At 68.1% G+C, this 21,169-nt stretch carries 20 protein-coding genes; 12 read left to right on the forward strand and 8 right to left on the reverse strand.

Annotated features, from left to right (window positions below):
• Nucleotides 1-216: 216 nt before the first annotated feature.
• On the reverse strand, nt 217-1,320 hold the full coding sequence (locus DYE23_RS24625) for a glycosyltransferase family 4 protein (protein ID WP_115328430.1): 1,104 nt from the start codon (nt 1,318-1,320) through the stop codon (nt 217-219).
• 207 nt (nt 1,321-1,527) lie between these two features.
• Between DYE23_RS24625 and DYE23_RS24630 the strand changes: the two genes are divergently transcribed.
• The gene (locus DYE23_RS24630; RefSeq protein ID WP_013472853.1) at nt 1,528-2,223 is read left to right on the forward strand and encodes a GAF domain-containing protein; all 696 of its coding nucleotides are present in this window, start codon (nt 1,528-1,530) and stop codon (nt 2,221-2,223) included.
• A gap of 16 nt (nt 2,224-2,239) precedes the next feature.
• Here the strand turns inward: DYE23_RS24630 and DYE23_RS24635 are convergent, their stop codons facing one another.
• Nucleotides 2,240-3,145: an SDR family oxidoreductase gene (locus DYE23_RS24635; RefSeq protein ID WP_013472854.1), complete on the reverse strand. Its 906-nt coding sequence runs from the start codon at nt 3,143-3,145 to the stop codon at nt 2,240-2,242.
• Between the two features lie 12 nt (nt 3,146-3,157).
• Nucleotides 3,158-3,955 (reverse strand): SDR family oxidoreductase, encoded by a 798-nt coding sequence (locus DYE23_RS24640; RefSeq protein ID WP_099962007.1) that lies wholly within the window; start codon nt 3,953-3,955, stop codon nt 3,158-3,160.
• Between the two features lie 52 nt (nt 3,956-4,007).
• On the opposite strand from DYE23_RS24640, the gene echA20 reads away from it, so the two are divergent.
• From echA20 to DYE23_RS24665, 5 genes are all read left to right on the forward strand, one after another.
• A complete protein-coding gene (gene echA20, locus DYE23_RS24645) occupies nt 4,008-4,763 on the forward strand; it encodes a (7aS)-7a-methyl-1,5-dioxo-2,3,5,6,7,7a-hexahydro-1H-indene-carboxyl-CoA hydrolase (protein WP_099962008.1) in 756 nt (251 codons plus the stop codon).
• A 1-nt stretch (nt 4,764) separates the two neighbouring features.
• Entirely contained in the window at nt 4,765-5,652 is an 888-nt protein-coding gene (gene ipdA / locus DYE23_RS24650; protein WP_115328431.1) for a cholesterol ring-cleaving hydrolase subunit IpdA, read from the forward strand.
• Nucleotides 5,649-6,398, forward strand: a complete 750-nt coding sequence (gene ipdB, locus DYE23_RS24655) for a cholesterol ring-cleaving hydrolase subunit IpdB (RefSeq protein ID WP_013472858.1) — start codon at nt 5,649-5,651, stop codon at nt 6,396-6,398. The genes ipdA and ipdB overlap by 4 nt, the downstream gene beginning before the upstream one ends.
• Nucleotides 6,395-7,465 (forward strand): (3aS,4S,5R,7aS)-5-hydroxy-7a-methyl-1-oxo-octahydro-1H-indene-4-carboxyl-CoA dehydrogenase, encoded by a 1,071-nt coding sequence (ipdC, locus tag DYE23_RS24660; RefSeq protein WP_013472859.1) that lies wholly within the window; start codon nt 6,395-6,397, stop codon nt 7,463-7,465. Before ipdB ends, ipdC begins: the two co-directional genes overlap by 4 nt.
• Nucleotides 7,466-7,532: 67 nt before the next feature.
• Nucleotides 7,533-8,645 carry an NDMA-dependent alcohol dehydrogenase gene (locus DYE23_RS24665; protein WP_013472860.1) on the forward strand — a complete coding sequence of 371 codons (1,113 nt, stop codon included), beginning with the start codon at nt 7,533-7,535 and terminating at the stop codon, nt 8,643-8,645.
• Between the two features lie 22 nt (nt 8,646-8,667).
• Here DYE23_RS24665 and DYE23_RS24670 read toward each other — a convergent pair whose 3' ends face one another.
• The 5 genes from DYE23_RS24670 to ipdE1 all read right to left on the reverse strand — a co-directional run bounded on the left by DYE23_RS24670 (nt 8,668) and on the right by ipdE1 (nt 14,219).
• A complete protein-coding gene (locus tag DYE23_RS24670) occupies nt 8,668-10,308 on the reverse strand; it encodes a hypothetical protein (RefSeq protein ID WP_276051599.1) in 1,641 nt (546 codons plus the stop codon).
• 169 nt (nt 10,309-10,477) lie between these two features.
• Nucleotides 10,478-11,650, reverse strand: coding sequence for a steroid 3-ketoacyl-CoA thiolase FadA6 (gene fadA6 / locus DYE23_RS24675; RefSeq protein ID WP_099962011.1), 1,173 nt, complete (start codon nt 11,648-11,650; stop codon nt 10,478-10,480).
• Nucleotides 11,650-12,243: a TetR family transcriptional regulator KstR2 gene (gene kstR2, locus DYE23_RS24680; RefSeq protein ID WP_011892380.1), complete on the reverse strand. Its 594-nt coding sequence runs from the start codon at nt 12,241-12,243 to the stop codon at nt 11,650-11,652. The genes fadA6 and kstR2 overlap by 1 nt, the downstream gene beginning before the upstream one ends.
• A 7-nt stretch (nt 12,244-12,250) precedes the next feature.
• The gene (ipdF, locus tag DYE23_RS24685; RefSeq protein WP_011892379.1) at nt 12,251-13,042 is read right to left on the reverse strand and encodes a (5R,7aS)-5-hydroxy-7a-methyl-1-oxo-2,3,5,6,7,7a-hexahydro-1H-indene-carboxyl-CoA reductase; all 792 of its coding nucleotides are present in this window, start codon (nt 13,040-13,042) and stop codon (nt 12,251-12,253) included.
• A 28-nt stretch (nt 13,043-13,070) separates the two neighbouring features.
• Complete coding sequence (gene ipdE1 / locus DYE23_RS24690) at nt 13,071-14,219, reverse strand: acyl-CoA dehydrogenase IpdE1 (protein ID WP_011892378.1); 1,149 nt, start codon at nt 14,217-14,219, stop codon at nt 13,071-13,073.
• A 60-nt stretch (nt 14,220-14,279) separates the two neighbouring features.
• On the opposite strand from ipdE1, the gene fadD3 reads away from it, so the two are divergent.
• Genes fadD3 through DYE23_RS24720 form a run of 6 tightly spaced genes read left to right on the forward strand, consistent with a single transcriptional unit; the run spans nt 14,280 to nt 21,169 of the window.
• On the forward strand, nt 14,280-15,818 hold the full coding sequence (fadD3, locus tag DYE23_RS24695; RefSeq protein ID WP_011892377.1) for a 3-((3aS,4S,7aS)-7a-methyl-1,5-dioxo-octahydro-1H-inden-4-yl)propanoate--CoA ligase FadD3: 1,539 nt from the start codon (nt 14,280-14,282) through the stop codon (nt 15,816-15,818).
• 1 nt (nt 15,819) lies between these two features.
• Nucleotides 15,820-16,944 carry an acyl-CoA dehydrogenase family protein gene (locus tag DYE23_RS24700; protein WP_011892376.1) on the forward strand — a complete coding sequence of 375 codons (1,125 nt, stop codon included), beginning with the start codon at nt 15,820-15,822 and terminating at the stop codon, nt 16,942-16,944.
• A 6-nt stretch (nt 16,945-16,950) separates the two neighbouring features.
• Nucleotides 16,951-17,910, forward strand: coding sequence for an acyl-CoA dehydrogenase family protein (locus DYE23_RS24705; protein WP_011892375.1), 960 nt, complete (start codon nt 16,951-16,953; stop codon nt 17,908-17,910).
• A complete protein-coding gene (ipdE2, locus tag DYE23_RS24710) occupies nt 17,907-18,848 on the forward strand; it encodes an acyl-CoA dehydrogenase IpdE2 (RefSeq protein ID WP_011892374.1) in 942 nt (313 codons plus the stop codon). Before DYE23_RS24705 ends, ipdE2 begins: the two co-directional genes overlap by 4 nt.
• Before the next feature lie 9 nt (nt 18,849-18,857).
• Complete coding sequence (locus DYE23_RS24715) at nt 18,858-20,012, forward strand: pyridoxal phosphate-dependent aminotransferase (RefSeq protein WP_011892373.1); 1,155 nt, start codon at nt 18,858-18,860, stop codon at nt 20,010-20,012.
• Complete coding sequence (locus tag DYE23_RS24720; RefSeq protein ID WP_011892372.1) at nt 20,000-21,169, forward strand: MFS transporter; 1,170 nt, start codon at nt 20,000-20,002, stop codon at nt 21,167-21,169. The genes DYE23_RS24715 and DYE23_RS24720 overlap by 13 nt, the downstream gene beginning before the upstream one ends.

Below are 21,169 nucleotides of genomic sequence, written 5' to 3' on the forward strand. Positions count from 1 at the left end.
CCCACCGGGTCACGCCGAGGCTAGCTTGGCACCCGGCCCTTCGCCTTTACGGCAGCCCGAACCACGCCAGATAACCCACCGAGGTTGCATACGTCAGCGTGGGCGCCAGGCACCCGCCCCCAACCCAGCAGCACCACCGACCGCACGAAATCACGCCCCGCCTCGGGACGTAGGCCCACTACGACCTTCAACACCCTTGACTCGCCCTACAGCCAGCTAGCGGTGGCCCGCTACAGAGCAGGCGTGCTTCTCCAGCGTTTCCGCAACCTGGTTCCAATCGAGCGATGTCGCACCGCGCAGGCCGGCTTCCGAGAAGCCTTCCCAATCGTCCTTCGCTGTGGCCGCCACCATGGCATCTGCGAAATCGGCCGGTTCGGTGCCGCAAACAATGCCGGACCCGTACTGCCTGACCACGTCCCGGCCGCCGTTCTCGGAAAAGTCCGCGGTCACCACCGGTGTCCCGCTTGCCATCGCCTCGGCGATGACTCTCGGGAAACCCTCACGGCGACTGGGCATCCCGAGTAGCGCCGAGTGGGCCAGAAGTTCGATCTTCTCTGCCTCGTCGACCGAGCCGAGGACCCTGATGCGCGAGGCGACGGGCGACTGCGCGGCATAGCTCACGATCTCCTCCCGCGCCGGGCCGTTACCGGCGATCACCAGATCACCGGGGAAGCCACGATCGGCCGCGAGTGCGAACGCATCGACCAGCAGCGTCAAATTCTTGTGTGGCGCGAGCCTCCCGACGTACAGAATCCCGGAGCGCTCAGCACGGGGAGTGGACCGGTATCGCGCGGCAACGATACCGCTCGGTAGGACACCGCAATCCCGACCGGACTGTGAGCGGATAGCGATGGCGACCGCCTCGCTGACGGCGAAGTTCATCCCGACCCACTTGGGCAGCTGCGATTGCAGCAATCTGAACAGGCGGTCCTCGCGAATCTCGCACCAGTGCACAGCACTGCGAGCGCGAATCTTTCCGGGCAGCGCCGGGATGTGCATCAAGGGCCACTGGTTCATCAGGATGAAGTCGTGCTCCCCACGGGCCGCCATCCTGCGCACATCGGCGCTGAACTTCGTGATGTCCGTCCAGTCCCGGCGCAGCGCGGCGATCTTGGGCGACATGTACCGGCCTCTGTTGGTGTGCCGCAACACCCGCACGCCGTTGATCATCTCGTCAGAAGGCAGCCCTGGTTCATGGCCGATGCAGTGGACGTCGACCTGGTGGCCACGCCGCACCATCGCCTCGGCGAGCTCCTGGAAGAACACTTCCTGACCGCCGACATGAGGAAAGTACAGCTCGGTGAGGAAAGCGAACTTCATGGGCGATCACTCGCCCGCGCCACTGGCATCAGTCCAGTCCCCCTCGCCCCGAATCGAAGCCCGATGCTACCCGGGCACATCGAATCCGGAAGACGTTTGCTGAGTGTCGTCATCACCCACCGCCCGTGAGGTGTCACGAGTGCACGCTCCCCGGCATTCGACTTCAACCAGGTACGTGGCCAGACATGCTCGATTATCGTTGCGAAGGTGACCTCCCTATCGGGCTTCGACGACTGGCTCAACCGCTTGGTGGACGAGCAGGCGGCCCTCGCCGGTCAGACGGTGCCCGACTACGTCGCCCAGGCGGTGGCCACCCGACTGATGGGTGACATCAAGCGCCGCGACGAGGAGATGGCCGTCTTCTTCGAGCATCTCTCCGAGGTCGGCATCGTTCTTCCCCAGGAGACCAGCGGCCCCAACCCGGTCGTCGTCGACCCCGAGCGGTTGGAGGCGCTGCGCGCGACCGGGCTGCTGGACGCTCCCCGGGATGTCGCGTTCGACCGCATCGCCGACATGGCGGCCACCGCGCTGGGCGCCCCGGGCGCGGCGATCACCCTCGTCGACATCGACCGGCAGTTCTTCGTCGCGATGCACGGTGCTGCGACGGACGCACCCGACGCCCGGGAGACACCGCTGGCGCGATCGGTGTGTCAGTACGCCGTCGCTGCAGGGCAACCTCTGGTCGTCACCGACGCGCGCACCGACCCGGTCTTGAAGTACAACCCGGCCGTCACCGACGGGACCGTGGTCTCGTACCTCGGCATCCCGCTGATGGACAGCGGCCAGCACGCGATCGGCACACTGTGCGTCTGGGACACCATCCCTCGGGACTGGACCTCGGGGCACGTGACCACCCTGCGGGATCTCGCGCATCTGGCGTCTGCCCGCATCTTCGACGAATAGCGCGCGACGAACCGGATCAGGCTCCGTAGACCGGGACCGGTGTACGCGCTTTGGCGAGCAGATCGCCGACGACCGGGCCGAGTTCGGCGGGATCCCAGCGCGCGCCCTTGTCGATCTCGGGCCCGTGCGCCCATCCCTCGGCCACCCGGATCTTGCCGCCCTCGACCTCGAACATCCGGCCCGTGACGTCTCGTGATTCGACGCTGCCGAGCCACACCACCAGCGGCGAGATGTTCTCCGGCGCCATCGCGTCGAACTCTTTGTCCTGGGTCGCCATCATGTCGGCGAAGACGGTCTCGGTCATCCGCGTCCGGGCCGACGGCGCGATCGCGTTGACGCTGACACCGTAGCGACCCATCTCGGCGGCGGCCACGAGCGTCAGCGCGGCGATGCCCGCCTTGGCTGCGCTGTAGTTGGCCTGCCCCACGCTGCCCTGCAGTCCTGCACCGGAGCTCGTGTTGATGATGCGGGCGTCGACCGTGTCGCCGGCCTTGGACCTCGCACGCCAGTACGCGGCGGCATGTTTCATCGTCGCGAAGTGCCCCTTGAGGTGCACCGCGGTGACCGCGTCGAACTCCTCCTCGGAGGTGTTGGCGAACATCCGGTCCCGCACGATCCCGGCGTTGTTCACCAGCACGTCGAGTCCGCCGAAGGTATCGACGGCGGTCTGGATCAATCCCTCGGCCTGCCCCCAGTCCGCGACGTTGGCGCCGCTGGTGACCGCTTCGCCTCCGGCGGCGACGATCTCGTCGACGACCGTCTGGGCGGCGCTCCCGCCGCCGGCGGGCGAGCCGTCCAGACCGACGCCGATGTCGTTGACCACGACGCGGGCCCCTTCGGCGGCGAACGCCAGCGCGTGCGCCCGTCCGATCCCGCCACCCGCACCCGTCACGATGACCACGCGGCCGTCCAGCAGTCCCATATCTGTGTCTCCTTATTTGATGTCGGCAGTGGTGGTCGACAGGTAGTGCGGCGGCTCTCCGCCTCCGTGCACCTCCAGCGACGCACCGCTGATGTAGGAAGCCGCATCGGAGGCGAGGAACGCCGTCGCCCAACCGATGTCCTCGGGCCGGGCCAATCGGCCCAGCGGCACGTTCTTCGATATCGCGGCGATCGAGTCCGCGTCACCGTAGAACAGTTCGGATTGCTCGGTCTCGACCATCCCGACGACCACCGAGTTGACCCTGACCCTGGGCGCCCACTCGACCGCCAATGTGCGGGTGAGGTTGTCGATCCCCGCCTTGGCCGCTCCGTATGCGGCGGTGCCCGGCGTGGGACGGTGACCGCTGACGCTGGAGATGTTGACAATCGAGCCGCCTCCGTCCTGCTTCTGCATGACGGCGTTGGCGTGAGTCGAAACCGACAGAGCACCAAGTAAATTCAGCTGAAGGATCTTCATGCTGAACTTCGCCGACGCCTCGGCGGCGAGTACGTAGGGTGACCCGCCCGCGTTGTTGACCACGACGTCGAGCCGGCCGTGATCGGCGGCGATACCGTCGACCAGAGCCTTCACCGCGTCGTCGTCGCGGATGTCGCAGGCCCTGAATTCATACGGGGAACTGTCGACCGGGCGGCGCGCACAGGTGATCACGGTGGCGCCCTGATCGGCGAACACCGTGCTGATGCCCGCTCCCACGCCCCGTACCCCGCCGGTGACGAGGACGACGCATCCGGTGAGGCCTAGTGCAATGGCGCTGCGGCCGGAAGCGGCCCTGTCGACGGCGTCAGTCACTGTGCTAGCGTACCAAGCAAGTGCTTGCTTAGGTAGCGACCCAGGAGTTTGCATGCCAATCACCACAAAGACCGTGGAACCGGGCATCGTCACGGTGACCGTCGACTACCCACCGGTCAACGCCATCCCGTCGCGCGGCTGGTTCGAACTCGCCGACACCATCACCGCCGCGGGCCGCGATCAGAACACCCACGTGGTGATCCTTCGCGCCGAGGGCCGCGGCTTCAACGCCGGCGTGGACATCAAAGAGATGCAGAACACCGAGGGCTTCACCGCGCTCATCGACGCGAATCGCGGTTGCTACGAGGCCTTCCGAGCGGTGTACGAATGCGCGGTGCCCGTCGTCGCCGCGGTCAACGGGTTCTGCGTCGGCGGGGGAATCGGCCTCGTCGGCAACGCCGATGTGATCGTCGCCTCCGACGACGCGAAGTTCGGGCTCCCTGAAGTGGAGCGCGGCGCACTCGGTGCCGCCACCCACCTGTCCCGGCTGGTGCCACAGCATCTGATGCGCCGGTTGTTCTTCACCGCGGCGACCGTCGGCGCCGACACCCTGCACCACTTCGGCTCGGTGCACGAGGTGGTGCCGCGCGCGGACCTGGACGAGGCCGCCCTGCGCGTCGCCCGTGACATCGCCTCGAAGGACACCCGCGTCATCCGGGCCGCCAAGGAAGCGCTGAACTTCATCGACATCCAACCGGTCAACGCCAGATACCGCATGGAGCAGGGGTTCACGTTCGAACTGAACCTGGCAGGAGTGTCCGACGAGCATCGGGACGCGTTCGCCGGTACGGACAAAGGGTCGAAATAACATGACAGACAAGAGAACAACTCTCGACGAGGCGGTCTCCTCGATCGAGAGCGGCATGACCATCGGCATCGGAGGCTGGGGATCTCGGCGCAAACCGATGGCACTCGTGCGCGCACTGCTGCGCACCGAGGTCACCGACCTGACCGTCGTCACCTACGGCGGACCGGACCTGGGCCTGCTGTGCTCGGCGGGCAAGGTCACGCGCGTCTACTACGGCTTCGTGTCGCTGGATTCACCGCCGTTCTACGACCCGTGGTTCGCCAAGGCGCGCACCACCGGAGCGATCGAGTCGCGGGAGATGGACGAGGGCATGCTGCGGTGTGGTCTGCAGGCCGCGGCCCAGCGGCTGCCGTTCTTGCCGATCCGGGCCGGGCTGGGCAGCGACGTGCGCGCGTTCTGGGGCGACGAGCTCAAGACCGTGAAGTCCCCGTACCCCACGGGTTCGGGCTACGAGGAGCTCGTCGCGATGCCGGCGCTGAACCTCGACGCGGCACTGGTGCACCTGAACCTCGGTGACGCGAAGGGCAATGCCGCATACACCGGCATCGACCCCTACTTCGACGACCTGTTCCTGATGTCCGCCGAAAAGCGCTTGCTGTCGGTGGAGAAGGTGGTCTCCACCGAAGAACTGGTGAAATCGGTTCCCCCGCAAGCATTGCTGATCAACCGGATGATGGTCGACTCCGTGGTGGAGGCCCCCAACGGGGCTCACTTCACCACCGCCGAACCGGATTACCGCCGCGACGAGAAGTTCCAGCGCCATTACGCCGAGGCCGCCGCATCCGACGAGACATGGGCAGAGTTCGTCAAGACCTACCTGTCCGGCAGCGAAGAGGACTACCAGGCCGCGGTCCGTGAATTCCAGCAAGCCCAGGAGGCGTCGAAGTGATCTCCGCAACCCGCGCCGAGGTATGCGCCGTCGCATGCGCCGAATTGTTCCGCGACGCAGGCGAAATCATGGTCAGCCCGATGACGACGATCGTGTCGATCGGTGCGCGGCTGGCCCGGCTGACCTTCTCCCCCGATATCGTGCTGAGCGACGGCGAAGCCCGCCTCATCGCGGACACGCCTGCGATCGGCGCGGCCGCCGCGATCGAGGGCTGGATGCCGTTCGGCCGGGTCTTCGAGACGCTGAGCTGGGGCCGCAGGCATGTGGTGATGGGCGCCAACCAGATCGACCGGTACGGCAATCAGAACCTGTCCGCGTTCGGGCCGCTGCAACACCCGACCCGGCAGATGTTCGGGGTGCGAGGCGCCCCCGGCAACACCATCAACCACGCGACGAGCTACTGGGTGGGCAACCATTCCACGCGCGTGTTCGGTGATTCCGTCGACATCGTCTCCGGAATCGGCTGGGACAAGATCGATCCCGATAACCCCGCATACCGTTTCGTCAATGTCTACCGCGTCGTGACCAACCTCGGCGTGTTCGACTTCAACGGCCCGGACCACCAGATGCGGGCGCTCTCACTGCATCCCGGCGTGGAGGCCGACCAGGTTGCCGAGAACACCTCGTTCGAGGTGCACGGACTCGACGGGGCCGAGACCACCCGGCTCCCCTCCGCCGAGGAACAGAGGCTGCTGCGCGAGGTGGTGGACCCGAAGTCGTTGCGGGACAAAGAAGTCAAGTCGTGACGCGCCTCGTCACCCCGCTGACCGAACTGGTCGGCATCGAGCATCCCGTCGTCCAGACCGGCATGGGCTGGGTCGCGGGCGCACGCCTGGTCGCCGCCACGTCCAACGCGGGCGGCCTGGGCATCCTCGCGTCGGCGACGATGACGCTGGCCGAACTCACCACCGCGGTCGGGAAGGTCAAGGCTGCGACCGACAAACCCTTCGGCATCAACATCCGCGCCGATGCCGGCGACGCCAACGAGCGGGTGGAACTGCTGATCCGTGAGGGCGTCAAGGTCGCGTCGTTCGCGCTGGCGCCCAAACCCGACCTGATCGCACGGCTCAAAGAAGCCGGCGTGGTCGTCATCCCGTCCGTCGGACTGGCCAAGCACGCGAAGAAGGTCGCCGGCTGGGGTGCCGACGCCGTCATCGTGCAGGGCGGCGAGGGCGGCGGCCACACCGGACCGATCGCCACCACGCTGCTGCTCCCCTCCGTCCTCGACGCCGTCGCCGACACCGGGATGCCGGTCGTCGCCGCAGGCGGCTTCTTCGACGGGCGCGGTCTCGCGGCCGCCCTGACATACGGCGCCGCCGGCGTGGCGATGGGAACCCGGTTCCTGTTGACCAAGGATTCGACGGTGCCCGACGCCGTCAAGCAGCGTTACCTGGACGCGGCGCTGGACGGCACCGTGGTGTCGACGAAGGTCGACGGTATGCCGCATCGCGTGCTGCGCACCGGACTGGTCGAGAAACTGGAGAGCGGCTCCCCGGTGCGCGGCCTGTCTGCCGCGGTCCTCAACGCCCAGAAGTTCAAGAAGATGTCGGGCATGACGTGGAAGTCCATGATCACCGATGGCCTGGCGATGCGGCACGGCAAGGACCTGACGTGGTCGCAGGTCGTGATGGCGGCCAACACCCCGATGCTGCTCAAGGCCGGTCTCGTCGAGGGCAACACCGAGGCCGGCGTGCTGGCATCCGGGCAGGTCGCGGGCATCATCGATGACCTGCCGTCCTGCGCGGAGCTCGTCCCGGCGATCGTGGCCGAGGCGGTCGAACACCTGCAGAAGGCTTCGCAGCACATCCGCTGAGCAGGTTCTCGACACGCGTCCAGCCATTCTGCCGTGCCGTCGCGCCGACGTTCCTAGACTCGGCGGCATGAAGACCAACGCGGCGATTCTGTGGGAGTACGGCGGCGACTGGACGGTCGAGGAGATCGATCTCGATCCGCCGGGCGACGGCGAGGTGCTGGTGAGCTGGGAGGCCACCGGTCTGTGCCACTCCGACGAGCACATCCGCACCGGCGATCTGCCCGCACCGCTGCCACTGATCGGTGGACACGAAGGTGCCGGGATCGTGCGGGAGGTCGGCGCCGGGGTCGTCGGGCTCGCTCCCGGTGACCACGTCGTGGCATCGTTCCTGCCGGCCTGTGGGCGCTGCCGGTTCTGTTCGACCGGACATCAGAACCTGTGCGACCTCGGAGCCATGATCATGGCCGGCACCCAACTCGACGGCACCTATCGCCGGCACATCAACGGCCAGGACGTCGGCGTGATGGCGCTGGTCGGCACGTTCTCGCAGTACGGCACGGTGCCCGAAGCGTCCATCGTCAAGATCGACGACGACATCCCGCTGTCGCGGGCGTGCCTGCTCGGCTGCGGCGTCACCACCGGATGGGGTTCGGCGGTCAACACCGCCGACGTGTCACCCGGGGACACCGTCGTGGTCATCGGCCTCGGCGGCATCGGCAGCGGCGCCATCCAGGGCGCGAGGCTGGCCGGCGCCGAGAAGATCGTCGTCGTCGAGCCGGTGGAGGCGAAGCGGGACTTGGCATTCCGGTTCGGCGCCACCCACTTCGTCACCTCGATGGAAGAGGCGACCGCACTCGTCGCCGACCTCACCCGCGGCGTGATGGCCGACTCGGCGATCCTGACCGTCGGCCTGCTGGCCGGGTCGATGCTGGAGGAGGCCGCCAACATCATCCGCAAGGGCGGCGCGGTGGTGATGACGGCCCTGTCCACGATGGCCGACAATCAGCCGACACTGGGCATGATGATGTTCACGCTGTTCCAGAAGCGCCTGCTGGGCAGCCTCTACGGCGAGGCGAACCCGCGCGCCGACATCCCGCGACTGCTGTCGCTCTACCGCGAGGGCAAGCTACTGCTCGACGAGACCGTCACCCACGAGTACAAGCTCGCCGAGGTCAACGAGGGCTACGAGGACATGCGGGAGGGCCGCAACATCCGCGGCGTGATCCTGCACGACCACTGACCACTGGGGCCGCGCCGGACCGTCACGGCCGGAACAGGATTCCGTCGTCGGAGGCCGCCCTCATCAGCTGCGGGATGGTCAACGTCCCGTAGCCGGTGTGGACCGGCCCCCGCGACGTGCCGAGGAACAACACCATGCCGGGGTCCGGGACCACGTCGAGGTGGTAGGCCTGTACGCCCGGCAGGTGGTACTGGAAGAAGTTGATCAGGTAGTCCACCAGGAAGATCGTGGTGCCGATCAGACCCCTGCCCCACAGCGCCGATGCGTTGTACAGCGGCGTCATCGCCGCGGGGTCGCCGATCATCACGATCGGGCCGTAGTGCGGTTTCGTTCCACCCCCTGGCACGTAGGGCGGCATGAACGGTTGCAGGCCCGGCAGATCGGTCGCCATGTACGGCGCTGAGCTCCCGTACGTGCCGATGTTGACGAACATCGAGTCGGCGCCGTTGCCCGGCGTGCGGGTGTTCATGCCGGGGGCCTCGAAACCGATGCCGGCCAGGCCGATCTGCTGGGCGACGAACTGGGCCTCCCATCCGCCCAGCGAGTGACCGGTGACGAAGATGTCGTCGGTGGCGTACCCCTGCACCGCGGCCTCGGCGAGCACCCGCTCGGCGAAATCGAGGGCGTCGTAGAACGCGAGCGGCGTCGTGCGGGTGAACACCACCTGCAGATCGGCGAGTACCTGGGTGATCGTGATCAGCGGGTTGAACAGCAGATGCGATCCGCCCGTCGTGCCCTGGTAGGCGATGATCACCTGGCCCTCGGGAGTCACCCAGGTCCTGCCCACCATGCCGGTGAAGATGTTGGTCCGTGACAGCTGAAACCCGTTGACGGTGAACGGAACCAGCCCGCCCGGCGTCCCACCGAGCACATAGCCGGCCGCGGACGCGTTGAGGAACTGGGCGACCGTCGGCGTCGGGCGGGTGACGGGGCCGGTGTAGGTCAGCGTCGGAACTTCCGGCAGCGGCGGCGGTGTGCGGTGCAGACCGATCAGTCGTTCGAGTTCGCGGAACGCGCCGAAGATCAGGTCGTTGATCGGTCCGAGGCCGTTGGGGACCGGCGGATGGTTCGCCGACGCGGTGAAGCCCAGCGCCTGCAGCACGGCGTTGATCAGTCGGCCCGGCAGCTCCAGGAGTTGCGCGACGGGTGAGAGAGGCTGCGGCGGAGCGGGTCTCGTGATCTCGATCGGGGCGACATCGGCGGCGGTCGGCGATGTAACCGACACGACCTCGGCCCGCGCCGGCGACCTGTCGAGCACTGGCAGTGGGGTGGCGGGCTCGACCGTTGCCAGTGCGACTGCGGCCGGCTCCCGGGCGTCGGTGGGCGTGGTGGGGACGGGGGCGACGCCCTCGCGTGCTGCGACCGGTTCCGATGCCGGACCCGGACCCGGAAGTTCGCCGGTCCCCGCGGTCTCGTCGATCTCCGCGGTGTCGCCGTCGGGAAGTCCGGAGTCTTCGGGCGCCGAATCTACCGGGTCCGCGTCCTCGTCTGCTCGCGACGGGGCGGACTCCCCGGAGCCGGTCGTCGGCGTCTCGGTGTCGGCCGGCCCCGATCTGCGCGAGGGCGGCTTCCTGGACTCGGCGCCATCCTCCGGCCCGTCCGCCGCCTGCTGTGCGGAGGCAGAACCGGCATCGGCAGGCTCGGCGTACGCCACGCCGTGCATCGGTGCGAGCACGAGGCCCACCGAGAGTGCTATCGCCGCAAAACCATAACCGAACGGTCTGGTATTCCGACGTTCCTGCGCAAGCACGGCATCCTCCACCTGACAACGCTAAATGTCAGATGGAGGATGCCACAGCGTGCGATCGGCCGGTCTGTTTTCGCGGACGCCGCTACGACAGCCGCTCGATGATCGTGACGTTGGCGGTGCCGCCACCCTCGCACATCGTCTGCAGGCCGTAGCGGCCGCCGGTGCGCTCCAGGGTGTTCAACATCGTCGCGAAAAGCTTTGCGCCCGTAGCGCCGAGCGGGTGACCGAGGGCGATCGCGCCACCACTGGGGTTGACCTTCTCGGGGTCGGCCTTGGTCTCCTTCAGCCAGGCCTGCACCACCGGCGCGAAGGCCTCGTTGATCTCGACGGTGTCGATGTCGTCGATCGTCAGGCCGGTCTTGTCCAGCGCGTAGCGGGTCGCCGGGATCGGCCCGGTCAACATGAACACCGGATCGGCGCCGCGAGCGCTGATGTGGTGGATACGTGCGCGCGGCTTCAGCCCATGGGTCTTGACCGCATCCTCCGAGGCCAGCAACACCGCGCTGGCCCCGTCGGAGATCTGGCTGGCCATCGCCGCGGTCAGGCGTCCGCCCTCGACGAGCGTCTTGAGGCCGGCCATCTTCTCCAGCGAGGTGTCGCGCGGGCCCTCATCGGTGGCGAAGCCGGCGCCGTCGGTCTGCACGGGGATGATCTCGTTCTCGAAGTGCCCGGCACGGATCGCGGCCTGCGCGCGATGATGACTCATCAGCGCGTACTGCTCCATCTCCTCGCGGGACAGGTTCCACTTCTCGGCGATCAACTCCGACCCGCGGAACTGCGAGATCTCCTGATCACCGTAGCGGTGCAGCCAACTCTTCGATTCGTTTGTCGGAGAGGTGAATCCGAACTGCTCGGCGACCGTCATCGCGGAGCTGATCGGGATCTGGCTCATGTTCTGCATGCCGCCGGCGACGATCAGATCGGCCGTGCCGGACATGATGGCCTGAGCGCCGAAGGAGATGGCCTGCTGGCTGGAGCCGCACTGCCGGTCGACGGTGACGCCGGGGACTTCCTCCGGGAAACCCGCTGCCAGCCAGGACAACCTGGCGATGTTGCCGGCCTGCGGGCCGATCGCGTCGACACAACCGGCGATGACGTCGTCCACGGCGCCCGGATCGACGTCGTTGCGCTCGAACAGGCCCCGCCACGCCGCAGCACCGAGATCCACGGGATGCACACCGGCGAGTGATCCGTTGCGCTTGCCGACAGCGGTGCGCACAGCATCGATGACGTACGCCTCTGAAGCCACAGCCATTATTTCGATCCTTCCGTTATGCCACCAAGGACGATGGCGAGGTACTGTCTGCCGACCTGTTCGGCCGTGAGCGGTCCGCCGGGCTGATACCAGCGCACCGAGACCCAGGTGGTGTCACGGATGAAGCGGTACACCAGGTCGACGTCGATGTCGGGGCGGAAGCTGCCCTCGGCGATGCCCTGTTTGAGGACCTCGACCCACATCCGGCGTTGCTGACGGTTGCGGTCGTCGAGGAAACCGAACTGCGGCAGCGAGTTCAGCCGCTTGGCCTCGTCCTGATAGATGACGACCTGGGCGTGCCGGTGTTCGATGGCTTCGAAGGAAACCATGAACAACCCGCTGACCCGCTCCAGCGGATCCGTGGTCGCGGCAACGATCTCGTCGTAGCGGGTGAAGAGCCAATCGAGAAAGTCCTTCAAAACCTCTTCGACCATTTGCTCCTTGGATTTGAAGTGGTGATAGAGGCTGCCCGACAGGATCCCGGCGGAGTCCGCGATGTCGCGGACCGTCGTCGCCCGCAGCCCGCGGTCGGCGAACATCGTCGCGGCGAGCTGCAGCAACTCGTCGCGCCGACTCGGAAGCGCCCTGTCCACCCGCGTCTCACGCCCGCTGACTGGACACCGAGATGACCTCGCCCGTCAGATAACTGGAGTAGTCGCTGGCCAGGAACGCGATGGTGGCCGCCACCTCCCACGGTTCGGCCGCGCGACCGAACGCCTCACCTTCGGCGAGACGGTCGAGCAGCTCGGAGCTACTCGTCTTCTCCAGGAACTTGTGCCGGGCGATGCTCGGCGACACCGCGTTGATCCGAACCCCGTAGTCGACGGCTTCGATTGCGCTGCACCGGGTCAGCGCCATCACGCCGGCCTTGGCCGCGGCGTAGTGCGACTGGGAGTGCTGTGCCCGCCAACCCAGCACGCTGGCGTTGTTGACGATCACGCCACCGTGGGGGGCGTCGCGGAAGTACCGCAGCGCGGCGCGCGTTGCGCGCATCACCGACGTCAGCGTCACGTTCAGGACGCGGTCCCACTCGTCGTCGGTCATGTCGATGACGGGAGTCTGGCCGCCCAGCCCGGCGTTGTTGACCAGGACGTCCAGCCGGCCCGCCTTCTCGACCGTCGAGGTGATCAACGCGTCGACGGCCTCGGTCGAGGTCACATCGCAGACGACCGCGTCGACCTTGCCGAGCCCGAGCGCGGCGAGTTCGTCGCGGGTCTCCCCGAGACGCCGCTCGTGGTAGTCGGAGACGACGACGTCGGCACCCTCCAGGAGTGCCCGGCGCGCGGTGGTGGAGCCGATTCCGGTGCCTGCCGCGGCGGTCACCAGAACGACCTTGCCCTTCAGCAGACCGTGGCCGTCGATCTCGGCCGGGGCTTGGGAAAGGTCGGTCATGGTTGTCTCCTCTTCGCGCGAGCGCTCATCAGTGGCGTGCCTCCCTGGGCAGGCCGAGCACGCGCTCGGCGATGATGTTGCGTTGGATCTCGTTGGATCCGCCGTAGATGGTGTCGGAGCGGGAGAACAGGTACAGCCGCTGCCATTCGCTGAACTCGCCGTCGGGCAGTGTCAATCCCGCCGCGCCCTCGATGTCCATGGCGATCTCGCCGAGCTCGCGATGCCAGTTGGCCCACAACAGCTTCGAGATGTTGTCCTGGCCCGGTTTCTCGACGTCCATCGTCGCCAGCGCGTAGGACCGCATCGCCTTCAGTCCGGCCCACGAGCGGACCAGCCGTTCCCGGATCAGGGGATCGTCGGCGGCACCGGTCTTCTCGGCCAGCTCGACCAGGTTGGAATGCTCACGCGCGTAACGGATCTGCTGCCCCAGCGTGGACACGCCGCGCTCGAACGTCAGCGTTCCCATCGCGACGCGCCAGCCGTCTCCGGGTTCACCGACGACGAGATCGGCGGCGGTGCGCGCGTCGTCGAAGAAGACCTCGTTGAACTCGGAGTCTCCGGTCAGCTGGATGATGGGCCGGATCTCGACGCCGGGCTGCTGCAGCGGCACCAGCAGGTAGGACAGGCCGGCATGACGCTTGGAGCCCTTCTCGGTGCGCGCCACCACGAAGCACCACTGGGCCCAGTGCGCCAGCGACGTCCACACCTTCTGGCCGTTGATGACCCACTCGTCCCCGTCGAGGGTCGCGGTGGTCGACACATTGGCCAGATCGCTGCCGGCGCCCGGCTCGGAGTAGCCCTGCGACCACAGCTCGGTGACGTCGAGGATCCTGGGCAGAAAGCGCTGCTGCTGCTCCGGTGTCCCGTACGCGATCAGCGTCGGGCCGAGCAGTTCCTCACCGAGGTGGTTGACCTTGTCGGGCGCGTTGGCCTTGGCGTACTCCTCGTAGAACGCGACGCGGTGAGCCACCGACAGGCCGCGGCCGCCGTGCTCCTCCGGCCAGCCGAGGCAGGTGAGCCCCGCCGCCGCGAGGTGCTGGTTCCACGCCAGCCGCTCCTCGAACGCCTCGTGCTCGCGTCCGGGACCGCCCAGACCCTTCAACGCCGCGAAGTCGCCGACCAGGTTTTCGGCGAGCCAGTCGCGGACCTCAGCCCTGAACTTCTGGACCTCTATCACCCCTGTAGGGTAGCCTACCAAGCACTTGCTTGGGTACCCCGGACTGCTACAGGAGCTTCGATGACGACCTCCCCGAGGACCACTCCCGCGGTTCTCGAACGGATCGCGCGAGAGCTTCCCGACCAGCCCGCGGTGGTGACGGCCCAGCGCACGCTCACCTACTTCGGCCTGCGCTCCGAGGTTCTCCACGCCGCGGCCGCCATGATCGACCTGGGCATCGAACCCGGTGACCGGGTGGCGATCTGGTCGCCCAACACCTGGCACTGGGTGGTGGCGTCGCTGGCCATCCACCACGCCGGCGGCGTGCTCGTCCCGCTCAACACCCGCTACACCGCGAGCGAGGCGGAAGACATCCTGGCGCGCACCGGAGCACCGCTGCTGTTCGCGTCCGGGGCGTTCCTGGGCGCCGACAAGGCCGCGAGCGTCGACCGGGACTCGCTGCCCGCCCTGCGGCACATCGTGCGCATCCCCGTCGACACCGACGACGGGACCTGGGACGAATACATAGCACGCGGCGCAAAGGAAGAAGCTCTGGCCGCCGTCGGCGCCCGCGCGGCCGCCGTCACCGCCGACGACGTGTCGGACATCCTGTTCACCTCCGGCACCACCGGACGCAGCAAGGGCGTCAGGTGCGCCCAGCGCCAGTCGCTCGACGCGTCCGCGGCGTGGGCAGCATGCGGTCAGCTCACCCGGGACGACCGCTACCTGTGCATCAACCCGTTCTTCCACAACTTCGGGTACAAGGCCGGCATCCTGGCCTGCCTGCAGACGGGGGCGACGCTGTATCCCGAGCTGACCTTCGACCCCGGGGAGACGATGCAGGCGGTGCAGGAGCATCGCATCACCGTGCTACCCGGCCCGCCGACGATCTACCAGACCCTGCTCGACCATCCGAGGCGCTCCGAATTCGATCTGAGCTCACTGCGTTTCGCGGTGACGGGGGCGGCGACCATCCCGGTGGTGCTGATCGAGCGGATGCAGAGCGAGCTCGACATCGACATCGTGCTGACCGCCTACGGACTGACCGAGGCCGCCGGCTTCGGCACCATGTGTCGCGCCGACGACGACGCCGTCACCGTCGCGACCACGTCCGGACGTCCGATCGCCGACTTCGAACTGCGCATCGGTGAGTCAGGAGAGGTGCTGTTGCGCGGACCGAACGTGATGCTCGGATACCTCGACGACCCGGAGGCGACCGCCGCGGCGATCGACGGCGACGGATGGTTGCACACCGGCGATGTCGGCGAACTCGACCCCGCCGGAAACCTGAAGATCACCGACCGTCTCAAGGACATGTACATCTGCGGCGGGTTCAACGTCTACCCGGCCGAGATCGAGCAGGTCCTCGCACGCCTCGACGGCGTCGCCGAGGCCGCCGTGATCGGGGTCCCCGACGATCGCCTCGGCGAGGTCGGGAAGGCCTTCGTGGTCACCCTTCCCGGCGCGGAACTCGACGAGAAGACCGTGATCGACCACGCGCGAGAGCATCTCGCCAACTTCAAGACGCCGCGCTCGGTCGAGTTCCTCGATGCGCTGCCCCGCAACCCCGGCGGCAAGGTGGTCAAACCGCTACTCCGCCAACGAAGTGAGAGGGCCTGAGTTGGACCTGACATTCGACGACGCCACCCTGGATTTCCAGGCCGAGGTGCGGGAGTTCCTCGCCGCCAACAAGGGCTCGTTCCCGACCAAGTCCTATGACACCGCCGACGGATTCGAACAGCACCGCCGGTGGGACAAGGTGCTCTTCGACGCCGGGTTGTCGGTGATCACGTGGCCCGAGAAGTACGGCGGCCGCGACGCGTCGCTGCTGCAGTGGATCGTCTACGAGGAGGAGTACTTCCGTGCGGGGGCACCCGGGCGGGCCAGCGCGAACGGCACGTCGATGCTCGCACCGACCCTGTTCGCGCACGGCACCGAGGAGCAGCGGGACCGGATTCTGCCGAAAATGGCCAGCGGCGAGGAGATCTGGGCGCAGGCGTGGTCGGAGCCGGAATCCGGCAGCGACCTCGCGTCGTTGCGTTCCACGGCGACTCGGACCGAGGGCGGCTGGTTGCTCAACGGCCAGAAGATCTGGAGTTCGCGGGCGGTGTTCGGTGAGCGCGCCTTCGGCCTGTTCCGCTCCGATCCGGCCGCGCAGCGCCACAAGGGCCTCACCTACTTCATGTTCGACCTGAAGGCCGACGGCGTCACCGTCCGTCCGATCGCGCAGTTGGGCGGTGACACCGGCTTCGGCGAGATCTTCCTCGACGACGTGTTCGTCCCCGACGACGACGTGATCGGCGAGGTGCACGACGGCTGGCGCGCCGCGATGAGCACCTCGAGCAACGAGCGCGGTATGTCGCTGCGCAGCCCGGCACGCTTCTTGGCGCCTGCGGAACGGCTTGTGGCGCAGTGGAAGGACAATCCCGATCCGGTCTTCACCGACCGCGTCGCCGACGCCTGGATCAAGGCGCAGGCCTACCGGCTGCACACGTTCGGCACCGTCACCCGCGTCGCGGGCGGTGGCGAGCTGGGGGCGGAGTCGTCCATCACCAAGGTGTTCTGGTCCGACCTGGACGTGGCACTGCACCAGACCGCGCTCGATCTGCGGGGGGCCGACGGAGAACTGATGGATCCGGTCACCGAAGGTCTGCTGTTCGCCCTCGGCGGACCGATCTATGCCGGCACCAACGAGATCCAGCGCAACATCATCGCCGAGCGGCTTCTGGGCCTGCCCCGAAAGTAGACGACTGTGAACTTTGAGATCGACGACCAGCAGCGGGATTTCGCTGCCAGCATCGACGCCGCGCTGGGCGCGGCCGACCTGCCCGCCGCTGTGCGGGCATGGGGGGAAGGCGATACCGCTCCCGGCCGCAAGGTCTGGTCCCAGCTGACCGACCTGGGTGTGACGGCACTGATGGTGCCGGAGAAGTTCGACGGTATCGAGGCACATCCCGTCGACCTCGTGGTCGCCCTCGAGCGGCTCGGCCGGTGGAACGTCCCGGGACCGGTCACCGAGTCCATCGCGGTGGCACCGATACTGCTCGGCGACGACGACAGGGTCGGCGCCCTGGCATCCGGCGAGCTGATCGCCACCGTCGCCGCGCCGCCGCTGGTCTCACGGGCCGTCGACGCCGACACCGCAGGTCTGATCCTGCTCGCCACCGAGGGCGCCGTCGCCGACGCCGAGATGGGCACACAGCACGAGTCCGTCGATCCGGCGCGAAAGCTGTTCGAGGTCACCGCATCCGGTGAGGCCCGGGCCGCCGACGTCGAGCGCGCCTTCGAGTTCGGCGCCCTCGCCACAGCGGCGCAGCTGGTCGGCGCCGCGCAGGCCATGCTGGACGCCTCGGTCGAATACGCCAAGCAGCGCAGCCAGTTCGGCACGATCATCGGCACGTACCAGGCGATCAAGCACAAGCTCGCCGACGTGTTGATCGCCGTCGAGCTGGCCAGGCCACTGGTGTACGGAGCGGCCCTGTCCCTGGCCGACGGTTCGCAGGACACCGCCCGCGACGTCAGCGCGGCGAAGGTGGCCGCCGCCGATGCCGCACTGCTCGCCGCGCGCTCCTCACTGCAGACGCACGGGGCGATCGGGTTCACGCAGGAACACGACCTTTCGCTGCTGTTGTTGCGGGTGCAGGCGTTGCGGCCCGCCTGGGGTGATCCGACGTGGCATCGGCATCGAGTACTGGAGGCGCTGACCAAATGAGCGAAGAACGGGAGTTGTTGCGCGACACCGTCGCCGCGCTCGTCGAGAAGCACGCCTCCCCGGAGGCGGTGCGCACGGCAGCCGCGTCCGAACGGGGCTACGACGAGGCGCTGTGGACGATGCTCTGCGAGCAGGTCGGCGCCGCGGCGCTGGTCGTGCCCGAGGAACTCGGTGGCGCCGGCGGCGAACTGGCCGACGCCGCAGTGGTACTCGAAGAGCTGGGCAAGCGGCTGGTGCCGACCCCGCTGCTGGGTACGACGCTCGCCGAACTGGCGCTGCTGTCGGTCGACGCACCCGATGCCGCGCTTCTGGAGGCACTGGCGGAGGGCACCTCCATCGGGACCGTCGTCTTCGACCCCGAGCACGTGGTCAACGGCAACGTGGCCGACGTCGTGATCGGCACCGACGGCGAAACCCTCAGCCGGTGGACGTCTTTCACCGCCACACCGTCGGTGGCCATGGACATCACCCGTCCGTTGGCGTCACTGGAGGTGACCGAGACCTCCCCGCTCGGCACCGATCCGGGGCTGGCCGACATCGCCGCGATCCTGCTGGCCGCCGAACAGGTCGGCGCCGCGTCGAAGTGCCTCGACCTGACCGTGCAGTACACCAAGGACAGAGTGCAGTTCGGCAGGCCGATCGGCAGTTTCCAGGCGCTCAAGCACCGGATGGCCGACCTGTATGTCGCGGTCCAGTCCGCGAAGGCCGTCGTCGACGAGGCGGTCGCCGAACCGTCGTCGACGTCGGCGGCGCTGGCACGGCTGGCCGCCACCGAGGCCTTCTCGAAGACAGCCGCCGAGGCCGTGCAGATGCACGGCGGTATCGCCATCACCTGGGAGAGCGACATCCAGCTCTACTTCAAGCGCGCCCACGGCAGCGCACAGTTGCTCCCGCCGCCGCGCGAACAGCTCCGCCGGCTCGAATCCGAGGTGTTCTAGCCTGAGACGGTGACCCCCTCGCAGCGTTCGGGCATCCCGCCGTTCTACGTGATGGATGTGTGGCTCGCCGCCGCCGAGCGCCAACGAACGCACGGGGATCTGGTGAATCTGTCCGCCGGTCAGCCCAGTGCCGGCGCTCCCACTGCCGTTCGGGATGCCGCGGTCGCGGCGTTGCACCGCAACCAGCTCGGATACACCGTCGCGCTCGGCATCCCCGAGTTACGCACCGCGATTGCCGGTTCCTACCAGGACCGCCACGGACTCGAGGTCGATCCAGGCGACGTCGTCATCACCACCGGGTCGTCGGGTGGGTTCCTGTTGGCGTTTCTGGCCTGCTTCGACGTCGGGGACCGCGTCGCGATCGCCAGCCCGGGTTACCCCTGTTACCGCAACATCCTGTCCGCGCTGGGATGCGAGGTGGTGGAGTTGCCGTGCGGACCCGACACGCGTTTCCAGCCGACGCTGCAGATGCTCACCGAGCTCGATCCCCCCGTGTCGGGTGTGATCGTCGCGAGCCCTGCGAACCCGACCGGTACCGTCATCGCGCCTGAGGAACTGGCCGCGATCGCGGCGTGGTGCGAAACCTCGGGCGTCCGGTTGATCAGCGACGAGGTCTACCACGGCCTGGTGTACCCGGGCGCGCCGGCCACCAGCTGCGCATGGGAGACATCGCGTGAATCCATTGTGGTGAACAGCTTTTCGAAGTACTTCGCGATGACCGGCTGGCGGCTGGGCTGGCTGCTGGTGCCCGACGAGCTCAAGCGCGCCGTCGACCGGTTGACGGGGAACTTCACGATCTGCCCACCCGTCCTGCCTCAGCTGGCCGCCGTCGCCGCGTTCACCCCCGAGTCGGTCGCCGAGGCCGAATCGCTGCTCGAGGGCTACGGGGCCAACCGGACGATGCTGCTCGACGGGCTGCGGGCCCTCGGCATCGACCGCCTCGCGCCGACCGACGGCGCGTTCTACGTCTACGCCGACGTCTCGCACCTGACCACCGATTCGCTGTCGTTCTGCTCGAAGTTGTTGGCCGACACCGGTGTTGCGATCGCGCCTGGCGTCGACTTCGACACCGTCCGCGGCGGCGCCTTCGTCCGGCTGTCCTTCGCGGGGCCGTCCTCCGACATCGAGGAGGCGCTGCGCCGGTTCGGCGCATGGCTCCCCTGAGTCCCACCGCGCAGCGGGCGCCGCTGCTGGCGGCCGGCTTTACCACCGCGTTCGGCGCCCACGCCGTGGCTGGCACGTTGGGCACCACGACCACCGGGACGGCGGCGTCGCTGCTGACCCTGGGTGCAATGCTGGCGATCTACGACGGCGCCGAGGTGATCCTCAAACCGCTGTTCGGGACGCTTGCCGACCGCATCGGCGCGCGCACGGTCCTGATCGCCGGATTGGCCGTCTTCGCCGTCGCGTCGCTGAGCTTCGCCGTCGCCGACGAGACCGCGTGGCTGTGGGCCGCACGGCTGGGACAGGGCATCGGCGCCGCCGCCTTCTCCCCCGCCGCGTCCGCTCTGGTCGCGCGGCTGGCACCCGCGTCGGGACAGGGCCGGGCGTTCGGGACATACGGCTCGTACAAGTCGGTCGGCTACACCCTGGGACCGCTGATCGGCGGTGCGATCGTGACGTTCGGCGGCCTTCAGGCCCTGTTCGCGGTGATGGCCGCACTCGCAGCCGCCGTCGCTGTGTGGGCCGCCGTGGCGGTCCCCCGCCTCGCCGTGCTGCCGAGAACCCGTCAGACACTTCTCGACACGGTGCGACGGTTCTCCGAGTCTTCGTTCGTGACACCGACACTGGCGCTCGCCGCGGCGACCGCGGCGCTGTCGGCCGGGGTCGGCTTCCTGCCGGTGCTGGGCACCGACTTCGGCCTGTCCCCGGTCGTCACCGGTGCCGTCGTGTCGGTGCTCGCACTGACCACCGCCGTGGTGCAACCACTGGCCGGGCGCGCCGCGGATTCGGGCAGGATCTCGTTGACGTCCGGGCTCTTCACCGGCGTCGTGGTGACCGCGGCCGGGGTCGCCGCGGCGGCCCTGCCGGGACTGGTGGGGTTACTCGGTGGAGCGGTCGTCATCGGCGTCGGATGCGGGCTCATCACGCCGCTGGCCTTCACGATGCTGGCGCGGTCCACGCCGGAGGAGCGGTTGGGCCAGACCATGGGGGCCGCCGAGATCGGGCGCGAGTGCGGCGATGCCGCAGGGCCTCTCGTCGTCGCTGCGATCGCCGCAGCCTCGACCGTGCCGTTCGGTTTCCTCGGGCTCGCGGCGGTGGTGGCGGCCTCCGGAGTCGGTGTCCGCCGAGGACGCGGACGTGTCGGTGGGGTGGGGTAG

It is taken from the genome of Mycolicibacterium gilvum (genome assembly GCF_900454025.1).
Taxonomy (GTDB): Bacteria; Actinomycetota; Actinomycetes; order Mycobacteriales; family Mycobacteriaceae; genus Mycobacterium; species Mycobacterium gilvum.

Excerpts from the sequence above, each read along its gene's own strand:
- DYE23_RS24635 (WP_013472854.1), bottom strand. The coding sequence starts at position 3,145 with ATGGGACTGCTGGACGGCCGCGTGGTCATCGTGACGGGTGCGGGTGGC.
- DYE23_RS24670 (WP_276051599.1), bottom strand. The coding sequence starts at position 10,308 with ATGCACGGCGTGGCGTACGCCGAGCCTGCCGATGCCGGTTCTGCCTCC.
- echA20 (WP_099962008.1), top strand. The coding sequence starts at position 4,008 with ATGCCAATCACCACAAAGACCGTGGAACCGGGCATCGTCACGGTGACC.
- ipdE2 (WP_011892374.1), top strand. The coding sequence starts at position 17,907 with ATGAGCGAAGAACGGGAGTTGTTGCGCGACACCGTCGCCGCGCTCGTC.
- DYE23_RS24625 (WP_115328430.1), bottom strand. The coding sequence starts at position 1,320 with ATGAAGTTCGCTTTCCTCACCGAGCTGTACTTTCCTCATGTCGGCGGT.
- fadA6 (WP_099962011.1), bottom strand. The coding sequence starts at position 11,650 with ATGGCTGTGGCTTCAGAGGCGTACGTCATCGATGCTGTGCGCACCGCT.
- DYE23_RS24665 (WP_013472860.1), top strand. The coding sequence starts at position 7,533 with ATGAAGACCAACGCGGCGATTCTGTGGGAGTACGGCGGCGACTGGACG.
- ipdA (WP_115328431.1), top strand. The coding sequence starts at position 4,765 with ATGACAGACAAGAGAACAACTCTCGACGAGGCGGTCTCCTCGATCGAG.
- fadD3 (WP_011892377.1), top strand. The coding sequence starts at position 14,280 with ATGACGACCTCCCCGAGGACCACTCCCGCGGTTCTCGAACGGATCGCG.
- DYE23_RS24720 (WP_011892372.1), top strand. The coding sequence starts at position 20,000 with ATGGCTCCCCTGAGTCCCACCGCGCAGCGGGCGCCGCTGCTGGCGGCC.
- ipdF (WP_011892379.1), bottom strand. The coding sequence starts at position 13,042 with ATGACCGACCTTTCCCAAGCCCCGGCCGAGATCGACGGCCACGGTCTG.